Source organism: Treponema sp. OMZ 855, from assembly GCF_024181145.1.
Taxonomy (GTDB): Bacteria; Spirochaetota; Spirochaetia; order Treponematales; family Treponemataceae; genus Treponema.
Map to the genome: position 1 here is coordinate 2306367 of NZ_CP051194.1, position 15991 is coordinate 2322357.

At 45.8% G+C, this 15991-nt stretch carries 13 protein-coding genes and 1 tRNA gene; 6 read left to right on the top strand and 8 right to left on the bottom strand.

The genetic code is table 11. From position 1 onward, the window contains the following. Positions 1–15: 15 nt before the first annotated feature. Positions 16–1068 (bottom strand): s-methyl-5-thioribose-1-phosphate isomerase, encoded by a 1053-nt coding sequence (locus E4N65_RS10560; protein WP_044014784.1) that lies wholly within the window; start codon positions 1066–1068, stop codon positions 16–18. Between the two features lie 66 nt (positions 1069–1134). Then, positions 1135–1218, bottom strand: a tRNA-Leu gene (locus E4N65_RS10565). 86 nt (positions 1219–1304) lie between these two features. Here E4N65_RS10565 and E4N65_RS10570 point away from each other — a divergent pair. Next, positions 1305–3149: a DEAD/DEAH box helicase gene (locus tag E4N65_RS10570; protein ID WP_044014782.1), complete on the top strand. Its 1845-nt coding sequence runs from the start codon at positions 1305–1307 to the stop codon at positions 3147–3149. 428 nt (positions 3150–3577) lie between these two features. Here the strand turns inward: E4N65_RS10570 and E4N65_RS10575 are convergent, their stop codons facing one another. The 6 genes from E4N65_RS10575 to E4N65_RS10600 all read right to left on the bottom strand — a co-directional run bounded on the left by E4N65_RS10575 (position 3578) and on the right by E4N65_RS10600 (position 10015). Continuing rightward, positions 3578–4426 carry a carbohydrate ABC transporter permease gene (locus E4N65_RS10575; protein WP_044014780.1) on the bottom strand — a complete coding sequence of 283 codons (849 nt, stop codon included), beginning with the start codon at positions 4424–4426 and terminating at the stop codon, positions 3578–3580. Between the two features lie 31 nt (positions 4427–4457). Continuing rightward, the gene (locus E4N65_RS10580; RefSeq protein WP_044014777.1) at positions 4458–5393 is read right to left on the bottom strand and encodes a carbohydrate ABC transporter permease; all 936 of its coding nucleotides are present in this window, start codon (positions 5391–5393) and stop codon (positions 4458–4460) included. Positions 5394–5515: 122 nt separating this feature from the next. Then, the gene (locus E4N65_RS10585) at positions 5516–6823 is read right to left on the bottom strand and encodes an ABC transporter substrate-binding protein (protein ID WP_044014775.1); all 1308 of its coding nucleotides are present in this window, start codon (positions 6821–6823) and stop codon (positions 5516–5518) included. A gap of 133 nt (positions 6824–6956) precedes the next feature. Then, positions 6957–7310 carry a cupin domain-containing protein gene (locus E4N65_RS10590; protein ID WP_044014773.1) on the bottom strand — a complete coding sequence of 118 codons (354 nt, stop codon included), beginning with the start codon at positions 7308–7310 and terminating at the stop codon, positions 6957–6959. Between the two features lie 183 nt (positions 7311–7493). Beyond that, on the bottom strand, positions 7494–9068 hold the full coding sequence (gene lsrK / locus E4N65_RS10595) for an autoinducer-2 kinase (RefSeq protein ID WP_044014771.1): 1575 nt from the start codon (positions 9066–9068) through the stop codon (positions 7494–7496). A 20-nt stretch (positions 9069–9088) separates the two neighbouring features. Beyond that, positions 9089–10015, bottom strand: a complete 927-nt coding sequence (locus tag E4N65_RS10600; protein ID WP_253673190.1) for a sugar-binding transcriptional regulator — start codon at positions 10013–10015, stop codon at positions 9089–9091. A 300-nt stretch (positions 10016–10315) separates the two neighbouring features. Here E4N65_RS10600 and E4N65_RS10605 point away from each other — a divergent pair, with 300 nt between their 5' ends. The 5 genes from E4N65_RS10605 (at position 10316) to lsrF (ending at position 15950) form a co-directional block, all read left to right on the top strand. Continuing rightward, entirely contained in the window at positions 10316–11818 is a 1503-nt protein-coding gene (locus E4N65_RS10605; RefSeq protein ID WP_253673191.1) for a sugar ABC transporter ATP-binding protein, read from the top strand. Next, positions 11819–12823, top strand: coding sequence for an ABC transporter permease (locus tag E4N65_RS10610; protein WP_253673192.1), 1005 nt, complete (start codon positions 11819–11821; stop codon positions 12821–12823). A 4-nt stretch (positions 12824–12827) separates the two neighbouring features. Continuing rightward, positions 12828–13820 (top strand): ABC transporter permease, encoded by a 993-nt coding sequence (locus E4N65_RS10615; RefSeq protein ID WP_253673193.1) that lies wholly within the window; start codon positions 12828–12830, stop codon positions 13818–13820. An 83-nt stretch (positions 13821–13903) separates the two neighbouring features. Beyond that, positions 13904–14983 (top strand): substrate-binding domain-containing protein, encoded by a 1080-nt coding sequence (locus E4N65_RS10620; protein ID WP_253673194.1) that lies wholly within the window; start codon positions 13904–13906, stop codon positions 14981–14983. Positions 14984–15065: 82 nt separating this feature from the next. Continuing rightward, positions 15066–15950: a 3-hydroxy-5-phosphonooxypentane-2,4-dione thiolase gene (lsrF, locus tag E4N65_RS10625; protein ID WP_253673195.1), complete on the top strand. Its 885-nt coding sequence runs from the start codon at positions 15066–15068 to the stop codon at positions 15948–15950. Positions 15951–15991 lie beyond the last annotated feature (41 nt).

Genomic DNA, 15991 nt, shown 5'->3' on the forward strand with positions numbered 1-15991 from the left:
CAATCTCGTAACAATCTAATAGAACCGCTCCTGCGGCGTATCGAAATACGCACCGAGCTCTTGGGCGCGGTATATTCCCTTATCGGTTACGACCCCACGGATAAGCTGAGGTGGGGTAATATCGAACGAGGGATAAATACCTTTTACCGCAGGATGCGTATGCCGCACTCCATGGCACGAAAGCGTTTCTTCAGGATTGCGCTGCTCGATGCGGATATCAGCGGCAGTTTTTTTATCCGCATCCGGTATGCCGGTTACATAGTACGGTATATCGAACTGCTCTGCAAGCAGGGCTATCTGAAACGTGCCGATTTTATTTGCGATATGACCGTCCCGCGTAATAGTATCCGCCGCTGAGGTAAAAAGATCGACTTGCCCTTGCTGCATCATATAGGCAACCATATTATCGGTAATAACGGTGGTATCGAAGCCCATATCGGCGGCACAGCTTGCAGTTAAGCGGGCGCCTTGCAGGAACGGCCTCGTTTCGGCACAGATTATTCTCACGGGATTATTGCTCGCACGGGCAGCCTTCAGCATCATCCCGACAATCGTTTCCCCAAAACACTGGGTAAGAACGCCGCCTCCTTGCGGAAAAAGCTCTGCAAGATAGCCTCCAACCTTTTCCATTATACCGTAGCGCCGATTCAGCGAATCTATTGCAGCGTTAAAAAGGGCGGTTACTACATCTTGCCCCGCGTTCAAGGCATTTTCAGCCGTAGTGAGGCAGCCGGTAGTAATCAGTCCCATTCTGTTTGCCGTCGTCGGGCGCGCATGAGCCAACCCCTGCGCTGCCTCTTCAAGAAAGCGCCGCTGCTTCTCTGCCCCCTCATTCCGTACTTGATATGCGGCAAGCGCCATTCCCATAGCGGCAGCCGTATACGGCCCGGCGCTCTGGGTTACCATATCGGCAATCGCCTGCCGGACTTCCTGCCACGAAGAACATTCAACGTATGTTATTTTTTGGGGATAAATGCGCCGGTCAAGGATTCTGACACGTCCTTTTTCATACCATGCGACATTTTCGTATTGCAATAAAAATGCAAGTCCTGCGTCTTTTCGTTCCATATTTCATTTTTAGTAGTTTTGATAGATTGAAGACCGGTGGGTTAACGGCGGCTGGGTTGAAGAACATGCCGGCGAAGGGACTTGAACCCTTACGGAGTTGCCCCCAATAGATTTTGAGTCTATCGTGTATACCAATTTCACCACGCCGGCTTTCGAGGGAGTACTGTAGCATATTAAGTTTCTTTTGTAAAGTAGGCTATGAACTTATCGTCGTATCTGATATACTCGCACCGATTATGGATATATCTTTTAGAGATTTAGGACTCGATGAGTCCGTGTTGAATGCGGTAGCGGCAAAAGGATTTGAAGAGCCGACGCCCATTCAGGTGTTGGCAATTCCGCGCCTCTTAAACGGTGATGCGAACGTTATTGCAAAGGCGAGAACAGGTACCGGTAAGACAGCCGCCTACGGATTGCCGCTTGTACAGGAATTGAGGGAACCGCGGGAAAAACCACGTGCGTTGGTATTGGTGCCTACTCGCGAACTTGCGCTGCAAGTCGCTTCGGAAATAGAATCGTTTAAGGAAGGAACCCATCCCCGTATCACGACCGTATACGGCGGCGCATCGATTGTCGAACAATTACGAAACTTAAAGCGCGGATGCGAAATTGTTGCCGGAACCCCCGGCCGTGTTATCGATCATTTGGAGCGCGGCTCGCTGAATTTGGACAGTATCGAATATTTTATTTTAGATGAAGCTGACGAAATGCTGAACATGGGCTTTATCGAAGATATCGAAACGATATTCAAAAAGGCAAATCCCGATTCTCGAGTACTGATGTTCTCGGCAACGATGCCCAAGCAGATTTTGAAAATTGCTGCCGACTTTATGGGCGAATATGAAATTGTAGAAGAAGAGGCGTCGGAAGAACCGCTGCCGCTTACCGAACAGTTTTTTTGGATGGTGAGGGAAGAAGATAAAAGCGAAGCCTTAGTTCGCCTGATCGACACCGCCGAAAACTTTTACGGGCTGGTCTTTTGCCAAACCAAGGTTGACGCCGATGCGGTTGCGAAAGAACTTGACGAACGGCATTACGAAGCCGCCGCTTTGCATGGAGATATCCCGCAGGGACAGCGCGAAAAAATCTTGAGCCGTTTTCGGGCGGGGAAAACCCGCATTCTCGTTGCAACCGATGTTGCCGCCCGCGGTATCGATATCGAAGGGATTACGCACGTTGTCAACTATTCCATTCCGTATGATGGCCCCACGTACACCCACCGTATCGGCAGAACCGGACGGGCGGGGGCAAAAGGGACGGCGGTAAGCTTTATCCGCCCGAATGAGCGGCGCAGGATCGACTATTTGCGCCGCCATGCACGAGGCGAGCTGCAGGAAGGAAAAATCCCTTCTATAGAGAAAGTCCTCGCGCAAAAACAAGAGCGGCTCTTTTCCGATCTGCGGCGTCAGCTGGACACCATCCGAGCCGAGCATACGGTCAACAAGCCCTTTATCGAACTCGCCCGAGAACTCTTAGCCGGAAATAAAGCAAGCCTCACCGCCACTGAAGAAACCGCCACCGTATCCTACGCCGAGAATACCGAAAGCAGTATCATAAATATTGACAGTGTCGAAGTGCTTGCCGCCGTGCTGCAGCTGCATTACGGTTCGGTACTGTCGGCATCCCATTACAGAAATATCAAAGTCCCCCGCACGGAAGACAAGCGCGGAAAATCCTCCGGCGGGAATACCGTCCGGCTCTATATCGGATTAGGCAGGAAGGACGGGACAAGCAAGCGGAGCCTCGCACAGTTTTTCAGTACGTTGCTTTCCATTCCCGAACACGCGGTTGATCGTATCGAATTATTCGACCGTTTTTCGCTCGCAGATTTACCGGCCGACGCCGCTCACGAGGCATTGAGGCTTTCAAAGAAAAAAAACAATATGCCGCATATCCACATCGACACAAAATCGGATAGCGTAAACGAAAAGAGTCCTCATACAGCCGGTTATGCAAAAAAAAGCCCTTCACGAAAGCTGCGTGAAGGGAACCGGCGCGAAGCCTTTTTCCGCGACAAAGACACGAGAAAGAAACATCCCGTCAGTGCAAGCTCTGCCTCCGCCTATAAAAAGCGGAAATAGCCTGTTGAACAGTGTACATTCATGTACGCCGTTCAACGACAAGTTTTTCTCACGAAAAACTTGCTGCTGTGTGGAACCACCGCCATCTTTATCGGAAATGATACGTTGAGGATTTTCAGCAGCAACGTTTTGGCCAGCCAAAACTTGCAAGTTTAAGCGGCAATGCCGCTTAAACATTGGCAAGGATGCCGCTGGTTTAAACAGAAGCGATGTTTCGGCATCGCCCGAAACTCGCTGCCAAAAGCGTACAAGGATGTACGCTTTTGGCAATGCGACACAGTAGCTGCACCCTTTCCGTAAGCCTTTTGAAATAGACGGTACAGATGTTAGGAGCCTAGCCGAAATAAAGCGGAGGCGTACTTGCTGTACGTTGAGCATTTATTTCGGCGTAGCGACAACGCAGATGTGCCGTATATTTCAAAAGGTGGTTAGCCTTTGCGGGATTCGTATACAACCGACCCCCCAATAAAATATTTGGAAAGTCCGAAGAAGATCAACATCATCGGGATGCTGGCAATAACGGCGGCGGCCATCATTGCACCTTCGTCGGTGCTCCGTTCGGCTGTAAATGAGGTGATGTACTGCGGAATGGTTTTCATCGTATCGGACTGGGAAACCAGCAGCGGCCACAGCAGGTTATCCCACTGCGTCCTAAACGAAAGGATCGCGAGCGTTGCGATAACGGGTTTACAGTTCGGCAGTACGATATGCGAATAGATGGAAAACTCATGCATACCATCCACACGTGCTGCATCCAAAAACTCATTCGGGAAGGTGATAAGGTATTGGCGCATCATAAAAATACCGAATGCGCTCACCATAAAGGGCAGTATCAGCCCCGTGTATGTATTTTGGATATGCAGCTTCGTCGCGATCATGTACAGCGGTATCATAATAGCTTCAAACGGAATCATCATGGTTGCCATAATCAGCATAAAGATGAGGTTTCGTCCGCGGAATCTAAATTTAGCCAGTCCGTAACCGGTGATGGATGCGAGGAGAACCGTGGTAAATGACACGCTAATTGCCACGATAAACGAGTTGATAATATTCCGAACGTAAATGTAATTGCCGTCGTTGCCTTTCATTGCCGTTATAAAGTTGACGTACTGCCAGCTTTCGGGAATCCATTTATACGGCATCTGCATAATCTCTTTTCCCGACATAAATGAAGCGGTCAACATAAAAATGAGCGGCATCACAGTAAAGGCAGCAAGCGCCAGCAATAATACCAGTTTAATAACCGAAAGCGCTCCCGTCGTCATAGATTGTTTCATATTTAACTCCTATGCGTCTTACGGCACTCTTTTAATAATCCGTCTCGTCGGGTTTTGACGAGCGGAATTGCAGCCATGTTAAAAGGAGCATCATTAAAAATAATACGATACTCATCGCGCTTGCACGGCCGATCCGCTGCAGCTTAATACCGGTCTGATAGATATTCAACGTGATAACGTTAATCGGCCCGAGCGACGCTCCATTCTGAGTAAAGAGATATTGGGTGCTGAACGTTTTTAAACACTGCAGCATCGCCATAATTGAAACCAATACAACCGTCGGTTTCAGGAGCGGCAGCGTAATCGACCAAAAGACTTGGAATCTATTTGCACCGTCGATTAAAGCCGCTTCGTACACCACCGGAGGAATGGTCGAAAGACCGGTAATAAAAAGAATAACAAAGTATCCGATATATTTCCAAAAATATACAATCATTGTAGAAAGTTGAAGCATCGTACTGTTTAGCAACCATTGATGGTCAACACCGGGCGTGGAAAGAAGTTTATTAATCCAGTAATTTCCCAGTCCGCGAGGATCAAAAATAAGCAGCCAAATCGCCGCAGCAACAACAGACGATAGAATAGCAGGCGTGTAATACGCTATCTGAAAAACTTTTTTTAAACTGTTTCGCTGCAATGAGCTGATAAGCACCGCAAACAAGAGACTTAATATCACAAGCGGTATAAATGTTCCGAGCGTAAACACGACCGTTGCACGCAGCGAATTTAAGAATGACATCGGATTATCGTATCGGGAAGCGTCAAAAATATAGAAATAATTTTGCAGCCCTACAAACTTAGGGGGAATATTACTGAGAACGCGCTTATCGAAAAAGCTTTCGATGAATGCATTTATAATGGGATAAAAACTGAATACAGTAAAAAACAACACTGCGGGAATAACAAAAATAACACCCCACCGTGCGATTTTTTTTTCAATACCGCCGCTTTTTTTTGAGTTAGACATAACCGCTTTTCCTTTTACCGATGAGTACTAGACCTGTTCAATAGCTTCGTTGGCGAATAGGTCGGCGAGTTCTAACTCGTACAAATAGCACGAGTTAGAACATCGCATTGCAAGGTAACTATTTATTTTTTATTTTCTTCGTCAAGAATTTCTTGAGCCGTTGCTCGCAAAGACTCAAGCGCTTTTTCAGGAGCTACACCGGACAGCATAACCGACTCAACTGCCGAGCGGATTGCCGTTTGCAACTCAGCACTGTTCGCTCCGTAATACACCATGTGTCCTTTGTTCATATCGTTGATAAATACATCGGAATACGGCATATCTTTGAGTGTCTGCGAGTCGAGCAAGGCTTTGGTCGGCTGAATAATGTTACCTCCTTCGCGTAGGTAGTCTTCACCGTGCTTGAGTAAAAAGCCGATGAGCTTCCATGCAGCCTCCTGCTTCGCCTTGGAAATATCGTTGTTAACCATTAAGAAATGTCCGTAATAGCAAGCGGGAACTTCTTTAACTGCGTTCTTAAATTGAGGGAACGGAACAACCATCCATTCACCGCTATTATAGAAGTCGGGATTATCCTTGCGGATCCGTCCCTGCTGGTATAAACCGGTCGTTGCCATTGCAATGTCGTTATTGTCTTTGTTGAACAGGTTACGTGCGCTCTTGTAGGTGGGAGAGCCAAGGTTCTTTCCGGAGGGTCCCCAATCGCGCATAAAGGTAAGGAACTTGATCCATGCTTCATCGCCGACAATCGCTGTTTTTCCATCATCACTGATCAGCTGACCACCGAGCTGTTCCACCATCGGAACAAAGGCAACAAGATAATACGGATAGCGGAAATCGAACCCTCTGCGCACCAAAATATCACCGTCGCGGATAACCAATTTTTCGGAAACAGCAACCATATCTTCCCATGTTTTGGGATAATCTTTTTCGGGATCCAAACCGGCATCACGGAAAATCTTCTTATTGATATAGATACACCAGTTGGTAATTTCCAACGGCAGACCGTATACTTTTCCGTCTTTGGTTACGGCATTGAGAATTTCCGGCAAATAGCTGTCATAGATAGCTGCCTGATCGGCATAACCGGCAGCTTTGGGATCAACCGGAGCGACTCTACCGTTCGCAACATAAGAATATTCATCTTCGATAGATAAATTGAAAATATCCGGTCCCTGATTAGCCGCAAAAGCAGTCTGTACCAGTTCAATCAGCTTTGCAGCGCCCTGCGTCGTCCGCTCGACTTTGATATTCGGATTTGCTTTTTCAAATTCGGCGATAAGCTTTGTTTCAAGCTCCGTACGGGCGGGGTCTTCATGCGTCCAATAATGAAGCGTGATAGGTCCCTCTTCCTTTTTTGCCTGAGTACATGACATAAGAGCTGCAATCATCAGCCCCGCAGACAAAATGCCAATCATTTTTTTTAACATAGATTTATGCTCCTTCTTGCCCACATCTGTAGATTTGGTTGATTACGATGCGGACATCTTTTTATTTTCGCATACTATCGCTGAAAGGTCAATTGAAAAAGCAAAGTATGTCAACAAGAGCGCTCTGTGGCCTTTATTCCAATACCGGATTATCCACTTCAATTTTATCGTTGTCTTGATAGGGGGCAAGCGTCGATACCATGCGCATCACGGCATTGGATCGATTGATAACATAATGAACTTCCTTGGGCTCAATATGGATGAATTGCCCCTTTGTCAGATGGTGCATGACGTTATCGACAACGATATCTACCTCACCTTCAAGGATGTAAAAATTTTCTTCCATTATGTCGTGATAATGCGCTCTAAAATCCTGTCCCGGTTGGAACTGCACTATCGCAAAATTCATTCGAGGCCCTTTCATCAAATACTTCGGCCCGTGATCCTGAAAACGATACTCTTTATCTTTTTCATCTACTATAAACATATTATTCTCCTATTATGCTCTGGGCACCTCTAAAAACTCGGTTAGATTTGCTTCGCATCCTTCGGAATAGAGGTGCCCGTCGAGTTTTAATTTAAGTCTTTACAATATAATGACTTAAATTAAAACATCACAAGTTACATCTAAAGAAAACTTCTAAAACCTGAAGTTTTTAGAAGTTCCTTTCTATTTTCCGGTAATGCCCGGCGCAGCCCACATGTACTGCGTGATGCCGCGATCGCTCAAATCGAGTTGGGCATCGTATATATTCCGCCATATCTTGTACATTTCCATGTATTTTTTATGATGTTCCATATTCGGCTGTAGTGTCGTTTCGATTTTCACCATCGCCGCCGCCGCTTCTTTTATACTGCCGTATATACCGACGCCTGTCGCCGCGAGCATTGCCGCCCCAAGCGCGGTTGCTTCTTTTACGACCGGTATGCGCAGAGGCACGCCGAGTGCATCGCATACGATTTGCGCCCATAACCGGCTCTTCGCAGCTCCGCCGCCGAACGTTACCGCGGACGGCATTCCGCCTCCTTTTGATGCAACCAGCTGCATATGGCCGTAAGTGATAAGCGCAGTGCTTTCGAGGATGGAACGGTAAAAGGTGTATTTATTGAACAGCTCCGCTTCAAAGGTGAAGTTCGTAAACGTAGGGGCTGCATGGCGCCATGCGGAAAAATTCATAACATCGCTGAATGTACAGAACATACCGTTCGAACCAACCGGGATTTTTTCGGCGCGTTCATCCATCAGCGCATAGACATCCTTACCTTGTGCGGCAGCTTCTTTTTGTTCTTCGCTACAAAATCCGTCGCGGTACCAGCGCATCATCAGGCCGGGTTTAAATGCAAGCGCTTCATACTGCCAAAGATTCGGCTGTACATGGCAGTTCACCCGTATATCGCAGTCGTCCGATATGCTTCCGCTTGCGGTGTTATATTCATATTGCCAAAATGTCCCACCGAAAACAGCCGCTTCATTCGCTTCCGTTACGCCGACTCCGATTGTACCAAGCTGGGCATCTCCGCCACCGACAATAATAGGAGTTCCTTCTTTCAATCCGGTTTCTTTAGCGCCCTCTTTGCTGACGTGGGAAACGAGCGTACCGCATTCCTGTACCGGCGGGAAGATATCGCGTTTAAGACCGCAACGCTCTGCAATCGTTTTATCCCATGTCCGCTTTATCAATGAAAAAAGCCCGCTTGTAGAGCCGTTACTCGGTTCCACAACCAGTTTCCCGCTCATTTTATAGATAAGCCAGTCGTTAAACATACCAATAGAAGCAATGTTCTCATATACTTCCGGCAAATTATTTTTTACCCAAAGGATACGCGGCAGCGCACTGAGCGAATACGTTTGTCCGGTCTCAAGATAAAGTTCATGTTCAAGAGAGAGCGACTTTTTTTTAAGCTGTACCACTTCGTCCGTACTGCGCGCATCGACATTGGCACATGCCCAGATTTCTTTTCCTGTCTTATCGTATAAGATAATCCCTTCGCGCATACAAGTTGTCGAAACGGCAACGATGTCGGCATTGTTGATGTGTGATTTTTCCATTACCCCGGCGATACAGCGGCGCGCATAGTCCCAATTTTTTTCCCAATCGAAGTTCATACTTCCGGGATATTTCGGATCTTCAAGATGCTCCCATTCTTGCTGTACGCATTCGATTTGATTTCCTTTTACATCAAAAATGACAGCGCGAACACTCCCCGTACCGGCATCGATAGCCATCAAATACTTTTCACTCATAATTATCTCCCAATACTCCTTTACTTATTTTCAATGAGCCACTCTGCGGTTGCTTCATCCGTTATGAGAATATTCGGGTACTGTCCCCGAAGCGCCGCTCTGATTGCAGTGCGTTTAACCGTTCCAGCAGCAACGGCAATGACATTGTGCAGTTTTTTTAATGCTTCCGGTGAATATGTGATAAGGCGTTCTTCGGTAGAAACCGGAATAAAAGTTCCGTTTTCGTCAAAAAAATGAGCAAGCACATCACCCGCAGCGCCGCGCATTTTGAGAAAATCGAAATCGTTTTTTTGTATGATACCGGACTTAATAACAGTCGCATTATCATCCATACCGCCGATGCCGATAACCGAACAACTTGCCGTCGGGTGCATCCGCGAAATTTCAATAACGGCCGTTTCTTTTTTGATTGCGTCAACAATTTCTTTTGTTGATGCAACGAAAGGAGCCGGAATAAGGTAGAGTGATGCATTTCCGGCAGAGAGCTGTGTGTTGAGCAGATAAATACTCACTCCGCCGGTGAGTGAGATATACGTCGGTTTCTTTTTTGAAATTTGCGAAAAATAATTCATAAACCGTCCGGTCGTATCACCATATCCGATATTGATGATGGGAGTATCGGAGAAGTGTTCGTCGATGTACATGGCAGCCGCCTTCGCAACCGCATCATTAAGCGTTTCGGGGGTATGGCGTTCATCGGACGGGATTACAAAGGCATCATCAAGCCGGTAGATATCGATTAGCTCTTGCTCGGTTTTCAACCTGCCTCTAAAATCGTTATGAATACTGATTTGCACAACGTTTTCCCGTTCAGCCTTTTCAAGCAATCTTATAACACGCATACGGGAAATACCGAGCATATCAGCTATTTCTTTTTGCGTCTTCTTTTGTATGTAATAATACCATGCAATACGTACGATAAGCTCTTTTTCCCAATCATCCGTCATTGTGTTTTTTTTCTCCTAAACGAACAAAATATCACACTATGAACATATTATCACATTAGATCTAAAAAAACAAGATTTAACCGATAGGTTATTAGGACTAATCATTCATTTTCTTCATAATTTAATTAACAAAACTTTAAAAACAGTAAGAAATTCCTGTCTCGCTGAAATTTTGCTATTTTATCAAATATACATTTGACAAATCGTTTCTTTCGTCTTATACTTAAAATATTGATAAATGTTCATATCAAGAACAAAAGTTCTTTAATTTTTACTCTTGAGTGAGAGAGGAAACAACCTATGGATGAAAACGCAGCGCCGTTGCTGTCGGTAAAGAAAATCTATAAATCATTCGGTTCCAATGCCGTACTTAAAGGTGTTGACCTTAATGTCTACCCGGGAGACGTTCTTGCGCTTATCGGAGGTAACGGCGCCGGTAAAAGCACGCTGGTAAAGACCATTATGGGAATAAACAGACCGGAAAGCGGAGATATCCTTGTAGACGGAAAACCTATTCATTTCGGAAGTCCATCGGCCTCGCTGCATGCGGGAGTATATCTTATACCGCAGGAGCCGATGCTTTTTTCAAATATGACGCTTGAAGAAAATATTTTGATGGGGGTTCCCGGTAAAAAGAAAGAACTTCATAAGCGTCTTATGGATATTATGCAGCAGCTCGGCTGGAAGCTCGATTTTGATAGAACAGCGCGTATGCTCTCGATTGCGGAACAGCAGTTGGTAGAAATCTTACGCGGTCTGATGCGTGAAGCACGCATCATGTTTTTTGATGAACCGACGTCTTCACTTACGTTTGAAGAGGTTAACTCTCTTTTTAACATTATCGCCGAATTGAAAAAAAAGAAAGTCGGTGTCATTTATATAACGCATCGTTTAAATGAAGTATTTGCTATAGCAAACCGCATTGCGCTTTTGATAGATGGTACTATTACGATGGATGGCGACACCAAAGACTTTACATACGACATGTTGTTAAAAGGGCTCGCACCGGAAAGTGTCGAAAAAATGCTCGAAGAAGAAACGATTGAGACGACGAAAGTCGAAAAAAAAGAGCCGGTACTTTCACTTAAAACTCTCAGCGGTTACGGTTTTGCCGATGTCAATCTTGATGTCTATCCCGGAGAAGTTCTCGGTATGACAGGTGTCGTAGGAGCCGGTAAAACGGAGCTCGCAACAACGCTTTACGGCCGCGATAAGGTGCTGAGCGGAAAAGTGTATTTAAACGGAGAAGATATTACGGGGTTGAAGACCAAGCGGATTATTGCAAAGGGGATCAATTATCTTCCCGAAGACCGGTTTTTAAACGGGATTTTTAAATTGACAACGGTGCGTAATAATATTACCTCTATAACACTTACAACGTTAAAGCGAATGCTTATCAATACCGTACAAGAAAAATCGCTTGCAAAAAAATACATCGATGAATTTCATATTAAAGTTACCGGCGACGGCCAGATAATGGGTTCTCTTTCCGGCGGCAATCAGCAAAAAGTGATTATCGGAAGATGTTTTTCTACAAATCCGCACCTTGTTATTCTTGACGAACCGACGCGCGGTGTTGATGCGGGAGCTCGCAGTGATGTGTACGCGATTATCAAAGAGCTTAAAAAAACAGGCGTAGCTATCTTACTGATTAGTTCCGATATGGAAGAAATCATTACAATGAGCGATCGGGTGGTTACCATGTACCGTGGTAGAATTAATCATGAATTTTCAAAAGATGAAATAAACGAACAGGCGCTGATGGCGGCTTCTTTCGGTGTAGAAAAAGGGATGGTTGGATAAATGCAGTATATATCCTTTAAGCGGATTTTTAAGGCAAGAAGCCTCTTTTCGCTTGCGATAGTAGTTATACTTTTTCTTCTTGTCGGTATTGTTAATCCCGATTTTCTCGGTACGCGAAATTTAATGCAGACGGTAAACTCAAGCGTCGTATTTGCGCTTTTGTCTATCGGTATCGCATTTGTACTGATTATCGGTGAAATCGACGTTTCAGTCGGCGCAGTGATGGGGTTGACTGCTGCGGTAAGCGCAACGTTAATTCGTGACGGCAGTCCGTGGACGCTTGCTATTTTAGCGGCCGTCGGAATCGGCATCGTATGCGGTCTCATAAACGGCTATGGGCTCGTATATCTCGGCATTCCTTCCATTATTATGACGCTTGGTATGAACGGTGTTATCCGCGGTCTTATCTATGTCTATACCGGCGGAAAATGGGTTGAAAACATTCCGTTTGAGTATAAGGCGATCAGTCAAGCGACTGTCGGCGGCATCACTTACATTTACTTGGCAACGTTCATTATCGCAGTCGGCGGTTCGCTATTACTGCGGCGTATTGCCGTAGGACGAAACTTTTATGCCGTAGGAGACAATATCGGCGGCGCCGAGCTGGTCGGCATTCCGGTAAAGCGCACGCGGATAAGCGCCTTTGTGCTCAGTTCGTTCTTTGCCGCCGCAGCCGGTTGTATCTATGTAAGCCGCATCGGATTTGTTACGCCGATTGCAGGAAACGGTTACGAAATGAAAGCGATTGCAGCCTGTGTTCTGGGCGGCATCAGTCTGTCCGGTGGTGTAGGTTCGTTGTTCGGTGCGCTGATAGGAGCCATCATCATGGCGTCGATAGACCGCATCCTCGTATTTTTAAAATTTTCTTCCGATTATGACAGCACGATTACCGGTATTTTATTGATCACGATTGTTACGATAGACGGGCTGGTACAGCATTATGCGGCTGAAAAGGCACGGAGAACGCGCCTCTTAGCAAAGACAGCCGGAACGGAGAGTAGGTAGCGATATGGGAAAGAAACGGTTTGCTTTTACAAATGAATTATTGCTGATTGCCGTTATTGTATGCGAAATTATCTTATTCGGTATGTTGAACCCGCGCTTTTTACGTCCGATTGTACTGCTCGGTTCGATCAATGACTTTATTTCGATCTGCATCATCTCGCTTTTTGTAACGATGGTTATTATTGCCGGCGGGATGGATATTCAGGCAGGTTCCATAGTCGGCCTTTCGTCAATTGTTGTAGGTGTATTTTTTCAAAGCGGTGTAAATATCTATGCGGCCTGTTTGCTTGCGATTATTGCAGGTATACTGTGCGGACTGTTAAGCGGTTTTATCATTGCGTATACCAATGTGCCGCCCATGGTTGTAACACTTGGCGGTTCGTTTTTATATTCCGGTTTAGCGGTTTCGATTACCCGTATTGCAAAGGTTGAATTGTACAAGGGTATCAGCGGTTTCCCTGCTGCATTTACGGCAGTTACGCAGTTCCGTTTTTTTGGAATTATTCCTTCTCAAATTTTATTGTTTTTAATTATGGCGATAATTGCCTATATTATTCTGCACCGTACTGCCTACGGACGTTCCGTGTATTTGTGCGGTATTAACTCGAATGCAGCCGAATTTTCCGGGGTAAATACGCGATTTATCAAGATGACGACGTATGCGCTTTCCGGAGCCGGTGCGGCGATCGCCGGGATTGTGCTTACCTCATATCTTGGTACTGCAAAGGCGGACTTTGGTAAAGAATTAACCCTGCCGGTTATAACAGCTGTCGTACTCGGTGGTACGGCAATTACCGGCGGGAGCGGCAGTATTTTCGGGACTGCGCTTTCTGCGCTGGTAATTGGAATTATGCGATTCGGTTTATCGATGGCTGGAGTCAATACTCAGTATCTTGATATACCGGTCGGCATGTTACTGCTCATTATTGTTGCATCTCGCGGATTTTCCGGGAAAGGTTTTTCGAGCAATCTCACCGGTATTTTCCGCAAGCGATAGGGGGCATTTTTAAAAAACAAATTTTATTTTTTAAAGATGTCTATAGGTGAAAAACAACGGACGACAAAATCAGGAGGTAAAAAATGAAAAAACTGATGTCGATTATGTTGGCAGCGCTCTTGGTCGGCGTACCGGTATTTGCCGGCGGCTCAAGTGATCAGGGCTCTGGTGGTTCAAAGAAAGACATTGTTGTCGTATTTATTCCGAAAATCAGCGGCAATGCTTTTTTTGAAGTAGCAAATGAAGGCGCTCAAAAACTGGCAAAACAGGTCGGTTTTACCGTAAAGTATGACGGTAGCCCCGATGCAGCAGTGGCGAATCAGGTTAATATCATTAACAATGCTATTCAGCAAGGTGCCGATGCAATCTCAATTTCGACCGTTGATGCAGCCGGTGTCGATCAAGCATTGAAAGCAGCTCGCAAAGCCGGCCTTGCCGTTATGACATGGGACTCCGATTCCAATCCTGATGCTCGGCAGCTTATGACATCTCAGGGAACCCCCGATATCCTCGGCAAAATGCTTGTAGATATGGGCGTTACCTCTCTTAAAGAAAGAGGTAAAAATCCCGATACAGATGTTATCAAATACTGCTGGCACTATTCTCAGGCAACGGTTACCGATCAGAATTCATGGCATGTCGCAGGCGAAGCTTATATTCGCCAAAAGTATCCCAAATGGGTTAATGTTGCGCCGGATAACTACTATTCCAACCAAGATGCGGAACGTGCAATTACAGTTGGAGAAGCGGTTCTGTCTGCTCACAAAGATATCGACTTAATTATTTGTAACGACTCGACTGCTCTTCCCGGTCAATGTCAAGCCGCACAAAACCTTGGTCTTAATCAGAAAAAGGTAACCATTACCGGTTTTGCAACACCGAATGCGATTAAGGGCTATTGCCGTGCAGGTATTCTTACTCGCTGGGGTTTGTGGGATTGCGGTATTCAAGGTGCAATTTCCTGTTACCTCGCCTACTGGGCAGCAACAGGACACAGTATGAAAGTCGGCGACACAATCGATATTCCTACCATCGGTAAGGTAACTATTCAGCCGAACACGGTACTTGATCCGAAAGCTTATACGGCAAACGATTCCGGTGTTGTATTGCTTCCGGAGCGTGCAGTATTCACAAAAGAAAACATGGATAAATATAACTTCTAAATAGAGGTTATAGGGGAATCTTTAAAGACACAGCCGTTTTTAGAGGTTCCCTGTTATCACTTTTAATGATAGGAATGATAGTATGGCAGATTTAGATGGTTTAAAAACAGCTCACGATTATTACACGGATGTCCCTTTTGCCGTTGACGGAGCATTTTATGTCAAGGGGGCAGGTAATCTCGACTGGGGTATGAAAAAACACCTCTCGAATATCTTTAATCCTCAAACCGGTAATACCGTGATGTTCGCATTTGATCACGGTTATTTTATGGGGTCCGTTTCGGGGCTCGAACGGCTCGACCTTTTAATTCCCCAGCTTAATGACCATGTCGATGTCCTTATGGCAACACGAGGAGCATTGCGTACCTCTGTGCGTCCCGACTGCAAAAAAGCTATTGCGCTCAGAGTATCTTCCGGTTCTTCTATGGTACAGGATGACTTAACCCATGAAGTTGTTGCCGTCAATATTGAAGATGCGATAAGGATGAATGCTGACTGTCTTGCAGTTCAGACCTTTATCGGCGGCGACGGTCAGCTGGAAAGCATCGATAATCTTTCTGCGGTTATTAATGCGGGAATCCGTTATAGCATACCGACTCTTGGCGTAGTCGCAGTCGGTAAGAATATGGAGCGCACCGCACAGTATTTTAAACTTGCAACACGTATTATTGCCGAACTCGGTGCAAACATTATAAAAACATATTATTGCGAAGATTTTGAAGAAATCGTCGCTGCATGTCCGGTGCCGATTGTAGTAGCCGGTGGAAAAAAGCTCCCCGAACAAGAAGCGCTTGCATTGGCTTATCATGCAATCCGTGACGGAGCCCGCGGCCTTGATATGGGACGTAATATTTTTCAGAGTGCTCATCCTGTAGCGATGGCCGATGCAATCGGAAAAATCGTTCACCACAAATATACCGACAAAGAAGCATTTGAATTCTATACGGAACAAATTAATAAAAAATAAAGGTACGACCAGGGCAAACAAATCTGACATGTTTGCCCTTT

Bases quoted from the DNA above. Each gene is read 5' to 3' on its own strand.
- E4N65_RS10560 (WP_044014784.1), bottom strand. From the start codon at position 1,068: ATGGAACGAAAAGACGCAGGACTTGCATTTTTATTGCAATACGAAAAT.
- E4N65_RS10570 (WP_044014782.1), top strand. From the start codon at position 1,305: ATGGATATATCTTTTAGAGATTTAGGACTCGATGAGTCCGTGTTGAAT.
- E4N65_RS10575 (WP_044014780.1), bottom strand. From the start codon at position 4,426: ATGAAACAATCTATGACGACGGGAGCGCTTTCGGTTATTAAACTGGTA.
- E4N65_RS10580 (WP_044014777.1), bottom strand. From the start codon at position 5,393: ATGTCTAACTCAAAAAAAAGCGGCGGTATTGAAAAAAAAATCGCACGG.
- E4N65_RS10585 (WP_044014775.1), bottom strand. From the start codon at position 6,823: ATGTTAAAAAAAATGATTGGCATTTTGTCTGCGGGGCTGATGATTGCA.
- E4N65_RS10590 (WP_044014773.1), bottom strand. From the start codon at position 7,310: ATGTTTATAGTAGATGAAAAAGATAAAGAGTATCGTTTTCAGGATCAC.
- lsrK (WP_044014771.1), bottom strand. From the start codon at position 9,068: ATGAGTGAAAAGTATTTGATGGCTATCGATGCCGGTACGGGGAGTGTT.
- E4N65_RS10600 (WP_253673190.1), bottom strand. From the start codon at position 10,015: ATGACGGATGATTGGGAAAAAGAGCTTATCGTACGTATTGCATGGTAT.
- E4N65_RS10605 (WP_253673191.1), top strand. From the start codon at position 10,316: ATGGATGAAAACGCAGCGCCGTTGCTGTCGGTAAAGAAAATCTATAAA.
- E4N65_RS10610 (WP_253673192.1), top strand. From the start codon at position 11,819: ATGCAGTATATATCCTTTAAGCGGATTTTTAAGGCAAGAAGCCTCTTT.
- E4N65_RS10615 (WP_253673193.1), top strand. From the start codon at position 12,828: ATGGGAAAGAAACGGTTTGCTTTTACAAATGAATTATTGCTGATTGCC.
- E4N65_RS10620 (WP_253673194.1), top strand. From the start codon at position 13,904: ATGAAAAAACTGATGTCGATTATGTTGGCAGCGCTCTTGGTCGGCGTA.
- lsrF (WP_253673195.1), top strand. From the start codon at position 15,066: ATGGCAGATTTAGATGGTTTAAAAACAGCTCACGATTATTACACGGAT.